Consider the following 13681-nt stretch of genomic DNA (forward strand, 5'->3'; position numbering starts at 1 on the left):
TGCCGTATGCCGCAGCCGGCTGGCCAGCAATCAGGTAAACAGTCGCTCCTGAAAAACCCCGTATCCGCAGCTACACCAAGCCTGGGCGAAGCCGGGATGGAGGAGTTGCTAGCGCAGACGATCAACGCGCCCAGGGCGATGCACTGAGCGCCATCGGCGCCACTGCTGGCTATAACCTGTGCGCTGGCTGATCCGTTGGATCGTGTTTTGTTGCGTCTGGCTCCGAGCTATCGTGATGACGTCGATGGTGCCCAGACCAATGCTCTATGCGGCAAGGACTTGCTGAAAGCAATTTTTTCAAGGCCGACTAAACAAGGTCTGCGGATACTCGGGCTTACGCTCGCGTGCCAGCAATTCTTTCAAGCCTGCTTCCGGGGTGATATCGCCATGCAATACGGCACGTACGGCGTTGGAGATCGGTAATTCGATGCCGTGATATTCGGCTTGACGCATCACTTCGTCGGCGGTCTGTACCGACTCGACTACCTGGCCGATCTGGCGGATCGCATCGTTCAGGCTCTGCCCACGTCCCAACGCCAATCCCAACCGGCGATTGCGCGACAGATCGCCAGTGCAGGTCAGCACCAGATCGCCCAACCCGGCCAGGCCCATCAAGGTTTCTGGACGCGCACCGATGACTGCCGCCAGGCGCAGCATCTCGTTCAAGCCACGCGTGATCAAACCGGCACGTGCGTTGAGGCCGAGTTGCATGCCGTCGGCCACACCGGTCGCCACCGCCAGTACATTTTTCATCGCGCCACCGAGCTCAGCGCCCACCATGTCATCACCGGTGTAGGCGCGGAAGGTGGGGCCATGCATCGCATCGGCTACTACTTGCGCAAACGCCGCATCGTCGCCGTGCACAGTAATGGCGGTCGGCAAGCCGAGCGTGACTTCCTTGGCGAACGACGGCCCGGTTACCACGGCAAGCGGAACGCTGGGGCCGAGGATGTCGCGCGCAACTTCATGCAGAAACCGCCCGGAGCCGGGCTCGAACCCCTTGGTCGCCCACACAACACCGGCACCGGCCGGACGCAGCGGTGCAATCAGCTGGATGGTCTCGGTGAACGCATGCGAGGGCACCACGACCAAGATCCAACCTGTAGCGGCGATGGCCAGCTGCAGATCGGTGGTCGCGCGCAGACTCTCAGGCAGCGCAATGCCCGGCAAATAGCGCACATTTTCGTGGCTGCGATCGATGGCATCCACCATAGATGCATCGCGCCCCCAGAGCACGGTCGGGTGACCGTGTCTGGCGAGCAGTGCGGCCAAGGCCGTTCCCCAGGAACCGGCGCCGAGAACGGCGATCTTCTGTTTCGAATCGCTCATCGGCGCAGGCGATGCTTAGGCGTTGCCAGCCGGCTCGGAATCGGCCAACGAGGCGTCTTCGCCCTGCGAACGCTGACGCAGAGTCTCTGCGTACAGGGCTTCGAAGTTGATCGGCTGCAGATAGAACGGTGGGAAGCCGCCAGCCTGGATCAGGTCGCTGACCAGGGTGCGCACATACGGGAACAGAATGTTCGGGCACTGGGTGCCGAGCAGCACGTCGATCGCCTGCGGGTCCAGACCGACCAGGCCGAACACGCCCGCCTGCTGCACTTCGGCCACGTACGCGGTCTTGCCGCTGGCGGTGCAGGTCAGGGTCACAGCCAGCACGACTTCGAAGGCGTTATCGTTAAGTCGCTGCACCTTCTGATTGAGATTCAGCTGAAGCTCGGGCTGGTTGGCGTCATTGAAGACGGCCGGTGCGTTCGGCGATTCGAAAGAAACGTCCTTGACGTAAATCTTCTCGATGGTGAAAGCGGGGCCAGCAGCGGCGTCGGCCGGCGCAGCCGCGCCGTTGATGATTTCGTCGGACATTCCTAACTCCAGAAACGGTTCGGTGGATGCAGCATTGAATGATGCAGACGTGAAAGCACGAGTCTCTCACGCAAGCAATGGGGACTTGCCCAGCGCCTCACAAGGTGCGATCAGGCGCGGCCCTTGACCAACGGCAGCTCGGCCATCTGCCAGGCGGCGACGCCACCTTCGAGCCAGTACACCTGCGCGAAGCCAGCCTTCTTCAGCGTCTTGGCGGCACCTGCGGAAGCGTTTCCGTTACGGCAGACCACCACCACAGCGGAGGCCTTGGCATTGGCGAGCAGCTTGCCGGCCGGGTCGAACTTGGCCAGCGCCACACTCCGGCTACCGGCAATATGGCCTTTTTCGAAATCGGCGGTGGGCGACAGGTCGATCACCAGCGCGTTTTCGCTGTTGATCAAACGGGTCAGCTCGGCCGGCTGGAGTGCGCGGTACCCACGGAACAGTCGCCCGACTTCAGTGACGATCAGGGCGATGGTCAGGCCCACCAGGGCCAGCGACAACATGGGGTTGCGGCCGACAAAGGCCTGCAGATCTTCGAAATTCACGGGTTTAGGGTCAATCAAAGCGGGCGGGAATTGTCGCACAGCTGGCGCAAGCGACGGTCAGCGCAGAAAGCGCTTGGCTACTGGCCCTGCCACAGATCGGGCAGGCCATTGGCCAGCCACCAGCGTTTGCGTTCGGCATCCCAGCGCCACAGTTCGATGCTGCGCACCAGCCGCTCGGCCTGGGTATTGCGGTTGATCACGCGCAGTTCGACCTCGCGGCGCAGGGCCCCATCGACGTCTTCACCCACGCGCACCTCGCGGTAGCCGGAAATCTGCACCTGTTCGTAGCGCGAGCGCTCCAGGTCGCTGAGCGGACGCGCCAGTGCGTAGGCCGGTTCGACGAAGCCCTGCGCGGCATCGAAATCGCTCCAGCGCACCGCGGCCGTGTAAGCGGCCTGCGTTGTTTCCAATGCGCGCGCCTGGGCGCGACTGCTGGCGTTGACCACCTCGCTCAGCATCACCAGCCCCAGCAACAGCATCGCCCCCATCACTGCACGCATGCGTATTCCCCTTGAATCCAGCCCGCATCCTACCGTTTCGCAAACGCCACGAAGCGCCCGCTCAACGTGGCCGCCGCCGTACCGGAGCCCAGCGCGATCTGTGCACGCATGCCGATGGGGGCCTTGCCGCGTTGCAGGAAAGTGGCCAAAAATGCCTCCCAGCTCCCCATTTCGGACGGCTCGGCGTTGGCCACCAGATCCTCGTACACCGGCGCGACATAGCGCAGCTGGCTGTCGGCGACATAAACATCGGCGCTGTGGCCGGCCAGTCGCAGTTGCAGGGTCAACCATCCCCAGCTGGCCAATGTCATCAGCGAGGCCAGGCTGCCGCCGAACGCATTGGCCTTGTCGTTGACATTGGCCTGCAGTGGCGCGCGCAGACGCAGCGCACCGTCGTACAACCCGTCGACGGCGATGCCCATCGACAGCACTGGCGGCATGGCGTTGAATTGCTGCTGCAGCGACTGCAGGGCGGATGCGAGCGGGCACGAAAGCGTCATCGGCAAAGGCTGAAAAACGGCGGAGGGCGGCATCATGCCGCAATGTTCTGCGAGCGTCTTGTGCACCTGGATGACATGCGGTACTGCATGGTGAACGCGTGCAGCGTTACCTGGTGACACGCGCTGGTTTTTTGAATCGCTCTCAGGCGCAAACACAACGATGTCGGGCATGATGCGCCAGCGCACTTCGGCAGCCATCGGCAGTCGCGCGCTTCCCGGCTGATGGTCAATGCTCCGGCGCACACAGGACGGCAATGCTGATAGGTCGATTGGGATACCAGACCTAGCCGCCGCTCGGCAGCGTCGGCCACCTTGGAAACGCGCCGACGTGGCCTGCAGACGGTCGCTACTGCGCGGCATATTGATGAGGCAAGACCTAATCATGGCGCCACTCCAGCGCGGTTGTTGCGCCGGGTCGCGACTTGATTCATATATTTTTCAAGTGGTTACGGATTTTCCCCTGGCGCTTAAACGCCGCCTTGGTGTCTGTATGCATGTGCTGGCGTATGCCCGGTCGAGTACCGCAACGGCAACCATGGCGCACGAACGGAACCGCGACCGATTGCCACTGCCCCGCCATTGCGCCGCTCTCGCATAATCGGCAGATGACGCACGCCGCCCCATCCGCCGATGCCTGGACCCTGATCTCGTTGCGGCCCAGCGGCGACCACGCGCCGCTGCGGCGACCAGTGGCGCGGCATGGCGGGCGCGTCCTCGCGCTTTCACCGTGGCGCTTGCAGATCAACGACACCGCACAGGCGCGCGCTGCGTTGCGGAAAGCGCTGGAAGCACCGATCGCAGTGTTCACCAGCCCTGCAGCCGTAAAGGCGGCGCATCGTCTTGCGCCGCTGCAACGTCCGGCGCAGGCGCAATGGGTGAGCGTGGGCAACGGCACCGCCCGCACATTGCAGGCCTGCGGGATCGACACCGTGGTACGCCCCGCGCGCATGGACAGCGAAGGGCTGCTCGCGCTGCCGCTGTTCCAGCCACCGCCGGACACGGTCGGATTGATCACCGCACCGGGTGGACGTGGCATGCTGGCACCTGCGCTGGAACAGCGCGGCGCACACATCCTGCGCGCCGATGTCTATCAACGCATTGCACTGCGATTGCGGGCATCGGCAGTGCAGGCCTTGTCCGTCGCACTGCCACGCAGTGTGTTGGCACTGAGCAGCGCCGAAGCATTATCGTTGGTCTTGCAGCAACTGCCTGCTACGCTGATCGAGGCGTGGCGGCAGCGGCCAGTGGTGGCCTCCAGCGATCGCATGCTCGAATCCGCACACGCTGCCGGCTTCATGCATGTCGTACGTGCCGCAGGTCCACTGCCCGTGCAGTTGGCCGCTGCCGCTGCCGCAATCATGACGCCGCCGCGACTTTGCTGAACTCCGAACTCAAGCACAGCTTGCGGGCCTCTGCCGCTGCACGCCATGCTGTATGAGTTGACTGCGGCGCCTGCGCCAGTCGTGACCGCCCGAGGATGCCCGAATGACTGACATGCCCGCTCCCACGCGACGCTTTCCGTTGGCATGGCTGCTACTTGTCATCGCCGTGGTGGCGGTGGGCGCGGCGCTGTTTCTGGGCTGGCGCACATGGCAGACGTATCGGGCCGAACAGCTGCAAGCGGCCGAAGCGCAGCAACAGCGCTGGGATGGCATGCAACAGATGTTGGAAACGCTGCGACGCGATCAGCGACTGGCCAACGAGCGCCAGCAAGATGCAGCGTCAACCAATCGCGTGCTGCGCGATGAGATGCTCGGCTTGAGTCAGCGCAGCGCGCTACTTGAAGAAACCGTGCAAAAACTGGCAGATACCAATCGCCACGGCGCACAAGCGCTGCGGTTGGATGAAGTGGAACTGATGCTTGGGCTCGGCCAACAGCGGCTGAGCATTGCCGGCGATGCCGATGGTGCGCGCCGCGCCTATGCGCTGGCGAACGGCACGCTCAACGGCATCGACGATCCGGGGTATCTCAATTTGCGTCAGGCGCTAGTGCAGGAACGCGATGCGCTGGATCGCCTGGGTGCCGGCCCGCAAGCGCAGGTCGAACAGACATTGGACAAACTGGCCACCGATCTGCACCGTTTGCCGGAACGGACCGCGCAAAAAACCAATGCGGCACAGCCGTGGTGGCAGAAAGTACTGGCACCGCTGGTGGACATTCGTCCCAGCCGTGGCGATGCCCTGCTGACCGGCAGCGACCGCAACGCCGCGCACGATGCGTTGCAGATCGAAGTCAGCCTGGCCCGCGCGGCTGCAGAACGTGGCGATGTCGATGGCTTCGCGCAATCGCTGCGGCGCATCGATACTTGGATTATCCGGCTGTGGCCGGATTCGCCACAACGTCGCCAAGTGCGTACGCGCGTGCGCACCCTGCAACAAGCGCCACTGCGTCCGCGCCTGCCGGAACTGGGCACCACCCTGCTGCAATTGCAGGCCATGCGTGAAGGGAGATCCACCCAATGAAAGTGTTGCGTACCGTCTTGATTCTGTTGGTTGCCGTAGCGCTGGGCGTGCTCGGTGCGCAGTGGCTGTCGCACCAGAACAGTTACGACCTGGGCAACGTGGTGGTCAGCGTTGGTGGCAACGACTACCGCGCGGCCATGCCGCAAGCGGCGCTGATCCTGGTCATCGCGCTGTTGGTGTTGTGGCTGTTGTGGACGCTGATCAGCCTGCCGTTCCGCGTCTGGGGCAAGTACCGCCACAAGAAAGGCCGTGCACGCCTGATCGAAGGCCTGCGCGCGGCCGATCATGGCCAGTGGCAGCGCGCCGAACGCCTGCTGGTAAACGCCAGCAAAGACGACGAAGTCAGCGGCATTGCGTTGGCAAGCGCAGTACGGGTGGCCGACGCGCGCGGCGATGAGGCAGCGGCCAATGCACTGGCCCAGCAATTGGCCGAGCGCGACCCCACCGCGCATGCGCTACTGCAAGGCGAGCGGCATCTGGCACGGCAACGCCCGGTCGAGGCGATCAATGCACTCGACATCGCCAACGCTCAACCGCTGCCGGCGCGTGGTCTGCTGCTGCGTACGCATGCCTTGGCGCAGATCGGTCGCGCCGATGAAGCTTACGGCCAGCTCGGCGCCTTGCGTCAGCAGGCAGTGCTGGCACCCGACGCCTACAGCGCGCTGGAAGCGACGTTGGCCGAACAAACACTGTTGCAGGCCAGCGACGCCAATGCACTGGCCGAGCGTTGGGAAACATTGCCCAAACCGCTGCGCACTTATCCAGCAGTGCTCGGCGCTTACGCACAGTGCGCGGCGCTACTGCATTGGGACGATGCGGCCGTCCACAGCCTGGAACAGGCGCTGGACACGCAGTGGGACGAATCGCTGGTGCGTCTGTACGGCGTGCTGCCTCTGGAAAAATACGATTCGCGTCGCGCCAGTGCGCAGCGTTGGCTGACCCAGCATCCGGATAGCCCGGGCCTGTTGCTGACGCTGGCGCGGCTAGCACGCCACCAACAGCAGTGGTCGCAGGCCGAAGAATTTCTGCATCGCGCTGTGGCCAACGGTGCCGGTAGCCCGGCCTGGGAAGAGCTCGGACACGGCTTCGCGGCGGCCGGCGATCTGTTGTCAGCGCAGCATTGCTATGCCAATGCCTTGCGTGCCGCACGTGGTGAACCGGTGCACGAGGCCATGCCGCAGCACTTACTGCGCGGGTCGATCGTTTCGACGTATGAAACACCGCCAGCCGATCCGCTCGCGCCGGACGATCGCGCTCTGTAATCGATAACGTTTGATTACAAGAAGCAATTCGGGATTCGGGATTCGCAAAAACAGGCTTCCCATCGCGAATCCCGAATCCCGCCGCGCAGCAGCGATCAGCGCTCGACGATTGCCACCACACCCATGCCGCCAGCCGTACAGATCGAAATCAACGCACGGCCACCACCGCGTTCTTCCAGCTGCTTGGCCGCGGTGGTCACCACACGCGCGCCGGTAGCGGCGAACGGGTGGCCGGTGGCCAGCGACGAGCCAAGCGGGTTGATCTTGTCCGGGTCGATGCGGCCCAGCGGCGCGTCCAAGCCCAGGCGATTGCGGCAGTAATTTTCACTTTCCCACGCGCGCAACGTGCACAACACCTGCGCGGCAAAGGCTTCGTGGATTTCATAAATATCGAAGTGCTGCAAGGTCAGGCCCTGGCGCGCCAACATTTGCGGCACCGCTATAGTTGGCGCCATCAACAGGCCTTCACCATGCACGAAATCAACCGCCGCCACCTGCGCATCGCGCAGATAGGCCATCGGCGTGTGGCCGTGCGCCAGCGCCCAGGCTTCGCTGGACAACAGCACCGCAGCGGCGCCATCGGTCAGCGGCGTGGAATTGGCGGCAGTCAGCGTGCCGCGACCGGAAGCCTTGTCGAACGCCGGGCGCAACGTGGCCAGCTTTTCCAGCGAGGTATCTGCGCGCAAGATGTTGTCGCGCGAGACGCCGCGAAACGGGACGATCAGCGAATCGAAGAAGCCGCGCTCATACGCTGCGGCCAGCTTATGGTGCGAGGCCACCGCCCACTCGTCCTGCGACTCGCGCGAGATGTTCCATTCCTTGGCCATGTCCTCACAATGGTCGCCCATGCTCTTGCCGGTGCGCGGCTCGGCCACGCCAGGGAATTCGGGCTTGAGTTCGCCGAGTTTGAAACCTCCCATCAGGACTTTGAGCTTGTCGCCGGTGGCCTTGGCCCGATTGGCCGCCAGCAACCGTGCACGCAACTTCTTGCCGTAGACGATCGGCACTTCCGAGGTCGTGTCCGAGCCGCCGCCGATGCCCGAGTCGATCTGGCCCAACGCGATCTTGTTGGCGATGGTAATCACCGAATCCAGGCTGGTGCCACAGGCACGCTGCAAGGTGGTGCCTGGGGTCAACGGCGACAGCCCGGACGACAGCGCCGCCTCGCGCGCCAGGTTCCAGTCCGCGGAGTGCTTGATCACCGCACCCATCACCACCTCGCCCAGTTGCCGCCCATGCAGCCCGAAGCGCTCGACCAGTGCGCCCAGCGTGCGCACCGACATGCCCAGGTTGCCCACGTCCGCGTATGCGGTGTTCTGACGACAGAACGGGATACGGACGCCGCCCAGAATGGCGACGGGACGGGCTGCGGGCATCGGTTGACCTAGCATGGAGGACTCGAGGGACATGGCCTGCACAGGGCCGGCAGGCATAATGGCCGCAGTGTAGCTTCGACCCCGTGATGGGCCAACCGCAAATCATGAGCAAGACCGAACACGGCGTGATCGCCATGGGTGTGATGGCGCTGGAATTGTCGGGCGGAACCTCCCCCGAGCGTGGCGCCCTGCCGCCCGAGCAAGCTGGCATGCTGGCCGAACGCATTGGACGCGACTTGACGCAATGGATTCCTGAAGTGCGTGCGCTGGAGCTGAGCGTGGCGATGGCGCATTTCGACCCAGCCGAAGTGCTGCGACCGGGCTGGCCGCTGCATCGCCGGCTGGAAGAGCTGCATGCGCGCGCGCCCGGACGCGACCAAGGCCCGCGCGTGCTGGCCTTCGGTGCCGATGCGCAAGGCCAGATTCCGCTGCCCTTCCAGGCAGACGCACAGCTCACCGGCGGCAGCTTGCGCGTGCTGCCGTTCCTGCTCTGCGGCGATCCGGAAATCGTCGCCACGGTGGCCGATGCGATGGAGCAAGTGCTGCTGGCTCAGGGCATGGCCCAGGCCGACACCGCGCTGCTGGCGCAGGAAAGTTTCGGCGCACGCATCGAACATGCGCGTTACCTCACCACGCACGACCTTGCGGCGATGATTTCCATCCAGTACGACAACCAGGGCCTGGCACCGTTGTGGCCGCTGATTGAAGCCGCCCTGCTCGCCCCGTACACCGAACAATGGCTGGACCAGTCGCCCGAACCGGTGCTGCGCTACGTCGACGGCGAAGTGCGCATTGCGCTGTTCGACCCGGCCGATTGGTGCGATTACTACACGTATGATCGCGAGAACTGCGAACGCCTGCGCGGCGTGTACGAGCAATATCTCTCGCGTCAGCGACAAATGGCCGCTGTCTTGGAAGCACATGGGCTGCCGGTGCTGTATGTGCATGTAGAACCGGGCCAGCACCCGCGGCAAGCGTTGGCGGCGTGAGCGATACGCCGGTGGTTTCGGCCCCTGCACTGCAGGGCATGCCGGAAACCGGCGTCATGTGGCGGAGCTGGACCGCGCGCGCGTCTCACGCACGCTTGCTGGGCCTGGAACCGATGCACCGCGATGCGCATGGCCGCCTGGACAGGTGTTGCTGCTGTTCTTGCAGGGCAGCAGGTCGACACGGTGAGGCTATCCGGCGACACGATCCAACCGCATGACGGCAGTGTGGCCGCATGCATCTAAGTTGTCTGCGGATTAGGGCGGCCGGCAGCTCATCAACATGCAAAAGCGACGCCGCGGTAATAATCACCGCGGCGCTTCAAGTATTTAGAGCGTCTAACAAAACCCCTTGAATCTTGTCTCGCCGGTGGCAAAATTGCGGACATGACACGTCGCAAAGAGATCCCCATTGCGCTGTGGAAGCGCATCGAGCCGCTGATTCCGCAAGTGAAGCGTTCGCCCAAAGGTGGACGGCCGCATATCAGTGATCAGCAAGCCCTCAACGGCATCGTCTATGTCCTGCGCACGGGCGTGCCGTGGGAAGGACCTGCCTATGGAGCTGGGCTACGGCAGCGGCATGACCTGCTGGCGCCGGTTGCGTGATTGGCAGGCCGCCGGTGTGTGGCATCGTCTGCATCAGGTGTTGCTGGCCGAGCGACGTCGCGCTCAGACGCTGGACCTGAGCCGAGCTGGTCTGGACGCCGCTAGCGTAGCCTCCCCCCCGGGGGGCCCATATACCGGGCCGAACCCGACCGATCGCGGCAAACTCGGCAGCAAACGGCATCTGATCGTCGATCGCAACGGCATCCCCTTGGCGGTATGCGTCACCGGCGCCAATCGGCACGACTCGGTCGTGTTCGAGGAGTTGATCGACGCCTTGCCGCCAATTGGTGGCAAACCAGTGGTGGCAAACCAGGGCGCCTGCGATGTTGGCCAGACAAATTGCACGCCGACAAGGCTTACGACATCGACCGCTGTCGCGCCTTCCTCAAGCAGCGCGGCATCATTGCGCGGATCGCACGCAAGGGGATCGCGCGCAACGACCGGTTGGGCCGTCATCGCTGGGTCGTCGAGCGCACCCATGCCTGGTTCGCAGGCATGGGCAAACTGCGCATCCGCTTTGAACGCCGCATCGATCTCCACTTGGCGTTGCTCTCGCTTGCTTGCTCCATCATCTGCTTACGGCTTCTTCCTGGGTTTTGTTAGACGCTCTTAGTCATCCCTGAAAAACCTCTTTCAAGCACCAATCGTCAGCGGTGATCGGTGCACGGTGCTCAAGGATGCTCATCCCATCGCCCGGATCCAGGCGCGCAATAACGCAATCCAGCGCATCAGCCAGCGCAGGTTGTAGCCGGCGGCGCAGCCAAGCACGTGCAGCGCATCGTCTTGGGCGCCTTTGAGCCTGCAACGACGCAGCCGACAGTCTTCTTTCATATGTACAACGCTCGACGCGATCGATGCGTCTCTTGGACTCATCCCCGCATCGGTACAGGAACAGCACCAAGATGAGGATCTCATCTGATGGCGCGGGGACGTAAACGGAAGTTCAACCCGGCAATTCCGGCTCACATCGAGCAGGAGGCAGTTCCAAAAAGTATGTACTGGGACAACGGTTGCTGGTACATGCTTGAAGACCATCCGGCGGCTTCAACCCTGGATCGCACCACCAACGGTTGTGAAGTGGTCCAGGCGACCTGACCTGAGCAACTTCACCGCCAAGTGCAGTTGCTCAGGTCATCCAGCCGCCTGGACCTGTCAGAACGAGACCGTCTGCATGCGTTGTATGAAACCGGCATATCGATGCATGCCATCGCCAGTGCATTGGAGCGTGCGCGCAGAACGATCAGCCGCGAACTGCGTCGCAATCAGCACGCTCGGCAGTATCGGCCAGATCACGCGCAGCGCATCTGGACGCTGAGCGCATCGCCCAGATCGAGGTTTTGCTGGGTGAGGACTTCAGTCCGGAAAAGATTGCCGGCCGCACCGGATTGGCAAGTCACGAATGGATCTATGGGCACATTGATGCCGACAACGGTAAGCAGTTCGCCGATCATCGGCTTATTGCTGCTTGCTTGCAGAGCGATTTCTATTTTGCAGATCCGTACTGTGCACGGCAGCGTGGCAGCAACGAAATTGCCAACGGATTGACCCGCCCGTAGAAGAACGTCACCGGCCGCGATTTGCCGTTGCGCGCAGGCGCGATGCAGGCCACATACGACAGGGTTGCCTGTGGCTGGCTGAAGGATCCTTCGCAATTAGATGGCCGGTGCGCACGCTATAGCCCACCGTCTGTTGCTTGCCACGTCACAAGTAGTGCGATGCGCGGCAGGCGCAGCACAGAAAGACGATGGCATGTCGATTTTCTAAAGCCGCTTTCGTCGGTAGCATGGACGGACACCTCCGCCACCCAGCGTGTGCCTATGTCGACCGTCACGCGACACCGCGTTCTGCATACCAGCCTCGAGCGCATCTATCGCGCATTCCTGGTGCACATCGCGGTTCATCGCACGCGATCTGCATTAATGCGGCGCAGCAATGAACGGGGTGTCGTCAGATTGACTACTGCGCTGCACGTCGCGCTAACGCAATGGGCACCATCATGCGTTACCAGCTGTGCAGCCCTAGGGTATCTAGGCAGCTTAAAGGGTGCAGGCATCCGCAGTTGGACCACTTTCTCGACAGACACCGCGCACTGCGCGGTGTCTTCGTTGTGTGCGCTGATCGGGGCGCGCGCTGTGTGACGACCAGTGCCATCGCACCAACGCTTCGCGCCATAACCGCGCTAAAACGTGCCCTGCTTCCACAGCCGCACCAGTTCGGCCGGCGCATGTTCTTCGGGAATGCGCAGCGGCTCGCTGGCGCCGTCCCAGACGATGCTGAAATAACGGCAGTCGCCACCACCGGCCTGCGGAAGCGACAGCGCATGCACCAGGCATTGGTCCAGCAAGGTCTTCAGGTGTCGCCGCTGCGCATCGTCCAATTCATCCATCACCACCTGGCGCTCGCGGCGCATGGCCGGAAATGCCGCCACACCGCCTTCGCGTGCCAGCCGTAGCGTCATGCCCGCATCCACTGGCGGCCGTTGTGGACTCACGCGAGCACGCCCACGTCGCGCCAGGCCTGTTGCACCATTTTCGACTCGCTGCTGCCGACGCCGTAATCGGCGCTGGCCACGCTGACGGTCAATCCGGCAAAGGTGGCGAAGTCAGCACTGGCGGCGAGCTCGCCGCCAATGAGCGCGCGGTACCAGATGCGGCCAGTCTTTTCCCATGCAGCGCCGCCGATCGCGACCGCTGCGCGATAAAACGCGTGATTGGGAATGCCGGAGTTGTAGTGCACGCCGCCATCGTCCTCCTGCGTATCGATATAACCGGCCATGGTGGGCGATTGCGGATCTTTGCCCAAGGCAGGGTCATCGTACGCGGTGCCGGGTGTTTGCATCGAGCGCAAGCCCACGCCTTTGATGTCGGGCATCAGCAAGCCTGCGCCGATGATCCAGTCGGCCTCGCTGGCGGTCTGGCGCAGTGCGTATTGCTTGATCAATACGCCAAACACATCCGACAGCGATTCGTTCAAAGCGCCCGACTGCCCTCGATAGATCAAGTTTGCAGTGCGCTCGGTCACACCGTGAGTCAGCTCATGCCCGACCACATCGATGGCGATGGTGAAGCGGTTGAAGATCTCGCCGTCGCCATCGCCGAACACCATTTGCTCGCCGTTCCAGAACGCGTTGTCGTAGCCGCGCGCGTAATGCACGGTGCCGATCAACGGCATGCCCGCACCGTCGATCGAATTGCGCCCGTACACGGTCTGGAAGAAATCGTGGGTCGCGCCGAGGTAGTCGTAAGCCTCGGTCACTGCAACGTCATTGGTCGCAGCCACAGCTTCGTCGCGAACGAGCGTGCCGGGCAGCGCGGAGCCTTGGTACGCGTCGTAAATGCGCCGCTGCACCGCTTGCGTGGTGTGGCTTGCAGCCGCAGCGTCGGCACGTGCAAGCAGACCAAGCGCGCTCTGCTGACGCAGCTGGGCGGTGAGCTGACGGGACAGCAGCACACACTCTCGCACATGCTCGGGCGCCGTCTGCGCCACGTGGTCGAGCAGATACGGCGGCAGGATCCCGGCGGGGCGCTGGGTAAGGAACGCGGACATAAGCGACCTCCATAGTGGCTGCGCCCGCGACTAT

The 13681-nt window shown here is 63.3% G+C and carries 14 protein-coding genes and 3 pseudogenes; 7 read left to right on the forward strand and 10 right to left on the reverse strand.

Translation table 11 applies throughout. The features are described 5' to 3' along the window. Nucleotides 1–297 precede the first annotated feature (297 nt). The 6 genes and pseudogenes from PD885_RS17780 to PD885_RS22230 form a co-directional block, all read right to left on the reverse strand. The gene (locus PD885_RS17780; RefSeq protein ID WP_002809861.1) at nt 298–1329 is read right to left on the reverse strand and encodes an NAD(P)H-dependent glycerol-3-phosphate dehydrogenase; all 1032 of its coding nucleotides are present in this window, start codon (nt 1327–1329) and stop codon (nt 298–300) included. A 15-nt stretch (nt 1330–1344) separates the two neighbouring features. Continuing rightward, a complete protein-coding gene (gene secB / locus PD885_RS17785) occupies nt 1345–1860 on the reverse strand; it encodes a protein-export chaperone SecB (RefSeq protein ID WP_002809860.1) in 516 nt (171 codons plus the stop codon). 110 nt (nt 1861–1970) lie between these two features. Continuing rightward, nucleotides 1971–2408 carry a rhodanese-like domain-containing protein gene (locus PD885_RS17790; RefSeq protein WP_002809858.1) on the reverse strand — a complete coding sequence of 146 codons (438 nt, stop codon included), beginning with the start codon at nt 2406–2408 and terminating at the stop codon, nt 1971–1973. Nucleotides 2409–2485: 77 nt separating this feature from the next. Then, nucleotides 2486–2908, reverse strand: a complete 423-nt coding sequence (locus tag PD885_RS17795; RefSeq protein ID WP_002809857.1) for a hypothetical protein — start codon at nt 2906–2908, stop codon at nt 2486–2488. A 29-nt stretch (nt 2909–2937) separates the two neighbouring features. Beyond that, entirely contained in the window at nt 2938–3408 is a 471-nt protein-coding gene (locus PD885_RS17800) for a YiiD C-terminal domain-containing protein (protein WP_040762765.1), read from the reverse strand. A gap of 150 nt (nt 3409–3558) precedes the next feature. Further along, nucleotides 3559–3725: pseudogene (locus PD885_RS22230) on the reverse strand (glycosyltransferase family 25 protein); the annotation flags it as partial. 288 nt (nt 3726–4013) lie between these two features. Between PD885_RS22230 and PD885_RS17805 the strand changes: the two are divergent. The 3 genes from PD885_RS17805 to PD885_RS17815 all read left to right on the forward strand — a co-directional run bounded on the left by PD885_RS17805 (nt 4014) and on the right by PD885_RS17815 (nt 7133). Continuing rightward, nucleotides 4014–4790 (forward strand): uroporphyrinogen-III synthase, encoded by a 777-nt coding sequence (locus PD885_RS17805; protein WP_002809845.1) that lies wholly within the window; start codon nt 4014–4016, stop codon nt 4788–4790. 103 nt (nt 4791–4893) lie between these two features. After that, nucleotides 4894–5871 carry a uroporphyrinogen-III C-methyltransferase gene (locus PD885_RS17810; RefSeq protein ID WP_088057024.1) on the forward strand — a complete coding sequence of 326 codons (978 nt, stop codon included), beginning with the start codon at nt 4894–4896 and terminating at the stop codon, nt 5869–5871. After that, a complete protein-coding gene (locus tag PD885_RS17815; RefSeq protein ID WP_002809830.1) occupies nt 5868–7133 on the forward strand; it encodes a heme biosynthesis protein HemY in 1266 nt (421 codons plus the stop codon). The genes PD885_RS17810 and PD885_RS17815 overlap by 4 nt, the downstream gene beginning before the upstream one ends. Nucleotides 7134–7228: 95 nt before the next feature. Here PD885_RS17815 and PD885_RS17820 read toward each other — a convergent pair whose 3' ends face one another. Continuing rightward, entirely contained in the window at nt 7229–8524 is a 1296-nt protein-coding gene (locus tag PD885_RS17820) for an acetyl-CoA C-acetyltransferase (RefSeq protein ID WP_088057025.1), read from the reverse strand. Between the two features lie 89 nt (nt 8525–8613). On the opposite strand from PD885_RS17820, the gene PD885_RS17825 reads away from it, so the two are divergent. After that, a complete protein-coding gene (locus PD885_RS17825) occupies nt 8614–9498 on the forward strand; it encodes a hypothetical protein (protein WP_040762763.1) in 885 nt (294 codons plus the stop codon). Nucleotides 9499–9882: 384 nt separating this feature from the next. After that, a pseudogene (locus tag PD885_RS17830) lies at nt 9883–10704 on the forward strand (IS5 family transposase). A 78-nt stretch (nt 10705–10782) separates the two neighbouring features. Here the strand turns inward: PD885_RS17830 and PD885_RS21055 are convergent. Beyond that, complete coding sequence (locus PD885_RS21055) at nt 10783–10932, reverse strand: hypothetical protein (RefSeq protein WP_425477629.1); 150 nt, start codon at nt 10930–10932, stop codon at nt 10783–10785. 87 nt (nt 10933–11019) lie between these two features. Here PD885_RS21055 and PD885_RS21060 point away from each other — a divergent pair, with 87 nt between their 5' ends. Both PD885_RS21060 and PD885_RS17835 read left to right on the forward strand, forming a co-directional pair. After that, the gene (locus PD885_RS21060; protein ID WP_197493707.1) at nt 11020–11196 is read left to right on the forward strand and encodes a hypothetical protein; all 177 of its coding nucleotides are present in this window, start codon (nt 11020–11022) and stop codon (nt 11194–11196) included. 27 nt (nt 11197–11223) lie between these two features. Continuing rightward, nucleotides 11224–11651, forward strand: a pseudogene (locus PD885_RS17835) (transposase); the annotation flags it as partial. A 629-nt stretch (nt 11652–12280) separates the two neighbouring features. On the opposite strand, the gene PD885_RS17840 reads toward PD885_RS17835, so the two are convergent. Beyond that, nucleotides 12281–12592 carry a protealysin inhibitor emfourin gene (locus PD885_RS17840; RefSeq protein WP_002809816.1) on the reverse strand — a complete coding sequence of 104 codons (312 nt, stop codon included), beginning with the start codon at nt 12590–12592 and terminating at the stop codon, nt 12281–12283. After that, the gene (locus PD885_RS17845; protein ID WP_002809814.1) at nt 12589–13647 is read right to left on the reverse strand and encodes a M4 family metallopeptidase; all 1059 of its coding nucleotides are present in this window, start codon (nt 13645–13647) and stop codon (nt 12589–12591) included. Before PD885_RS17845 ends, PD885_RS17840 begins: the two co-directional genes overlap by 4 nt. Nucleotides 13648–13681 lie beyond the last annotated feature (34 nt).

Origin of the sequence: Xanthomonas fragariae (assembly GCF_900183975.1) — a bacterium.
GTDB classification, from domain to species: domain Bacteria; phylum Pseudomonadota; class Gammaproteobacteria; order Xanthomonadales; family Xanthomonadaceae; genus Xanthomonas; species Xanthomonas fragariae.

Excerpts from the sequence above, each read along its gene's own strand:
- PD885_RS17780 (WP_002809861.1), bottom strand. The coding sequence starts at position 1,329 with ATGAGCGATTCGAAACAGAAGATCGCCGTTCTCGGCGCCGGTTCCTGG.
- PD885_RS17800 (WP_040762765.1), bottom strand. The coding sequence starts at position 3,408 with ATGACGCTTTCGTGCCCGCTCGCATCCGCCCTGCAGTCGCTGCAGCAG.
- PD885_RS17810 (WP_088057024.1), top strand. The coding sequence starts at position 4,894 with ATGACTGACATGCCCGCTCCCACGCGACGCTTTCCGTTGGCATGGCTG.
- PD885_RS17825 (WP_040762763.1), top strand. The coding sequence starts at position 8,614 with ATGAGCAAGACCGAACACGGCGTGATCGCCATGGGTGTGATGGCGCTG.
- PD885_RS17845 (WP_002809814.1), bottom strand. The coding sequence starts at position 13,647 with ATGTCCGCGTTCCTTACCCAGCGCCCCGCCGGGATCCTGCCGCCGTAT.
- PD885_RS17815 (WP_002809830.1), top strand. The coding sequence starts at position 5,868 with ATGAAAGTGTTGCGTACCGTCTTGATTCTGTTGGTTGCCGTAGCGCTG.
- PD885_RS17805 (WP_002809845.1), top strand. The coding sequence starts at position 4,014 with ATGACGCACGCCGCCCCATCCGCCGATGCCTGGACCCTGATCTCGTTG.
- PD885_RS17820 (WP_088057025.1), bottom strand. The coding sequence starts at position 8,524 with ATGCTAGGTCAACCGATGCCCGCAGCCCGTCCCGTCGCCATTCTGGGC.
- secB (WP_002809860.1), bottom strand. The coding sequence starts at position 1,860 with ATGTCCGACGAAATCATCAACGGCGCGGCTGCGCCGGCCGACGCCGCT.
- PD885_RS17795 (WP_002809857.1), bottom strand. The coding sequence starts at position 2,908 with ATGCGTGCAGTGATGGGGGCGATGCTGTTGCTGGGGCTGGTGATGCTG.
- PD885_RS21055 (WP_425477629.1), bottom strand. The coding sequence starts at position 10,932 with ATGAAAGAAGACTGTCGGCTGCGTCGTTGCAGGCTCAAAGGCGCCCAA.
- PD885_RS21060 (WP_197493707.1), top strand. The coding sequence starts at position 11,020 with ATGGCGCGGGGACGTAAACGGAAGTTCAACCCGGCAATTCCGGCTCAC.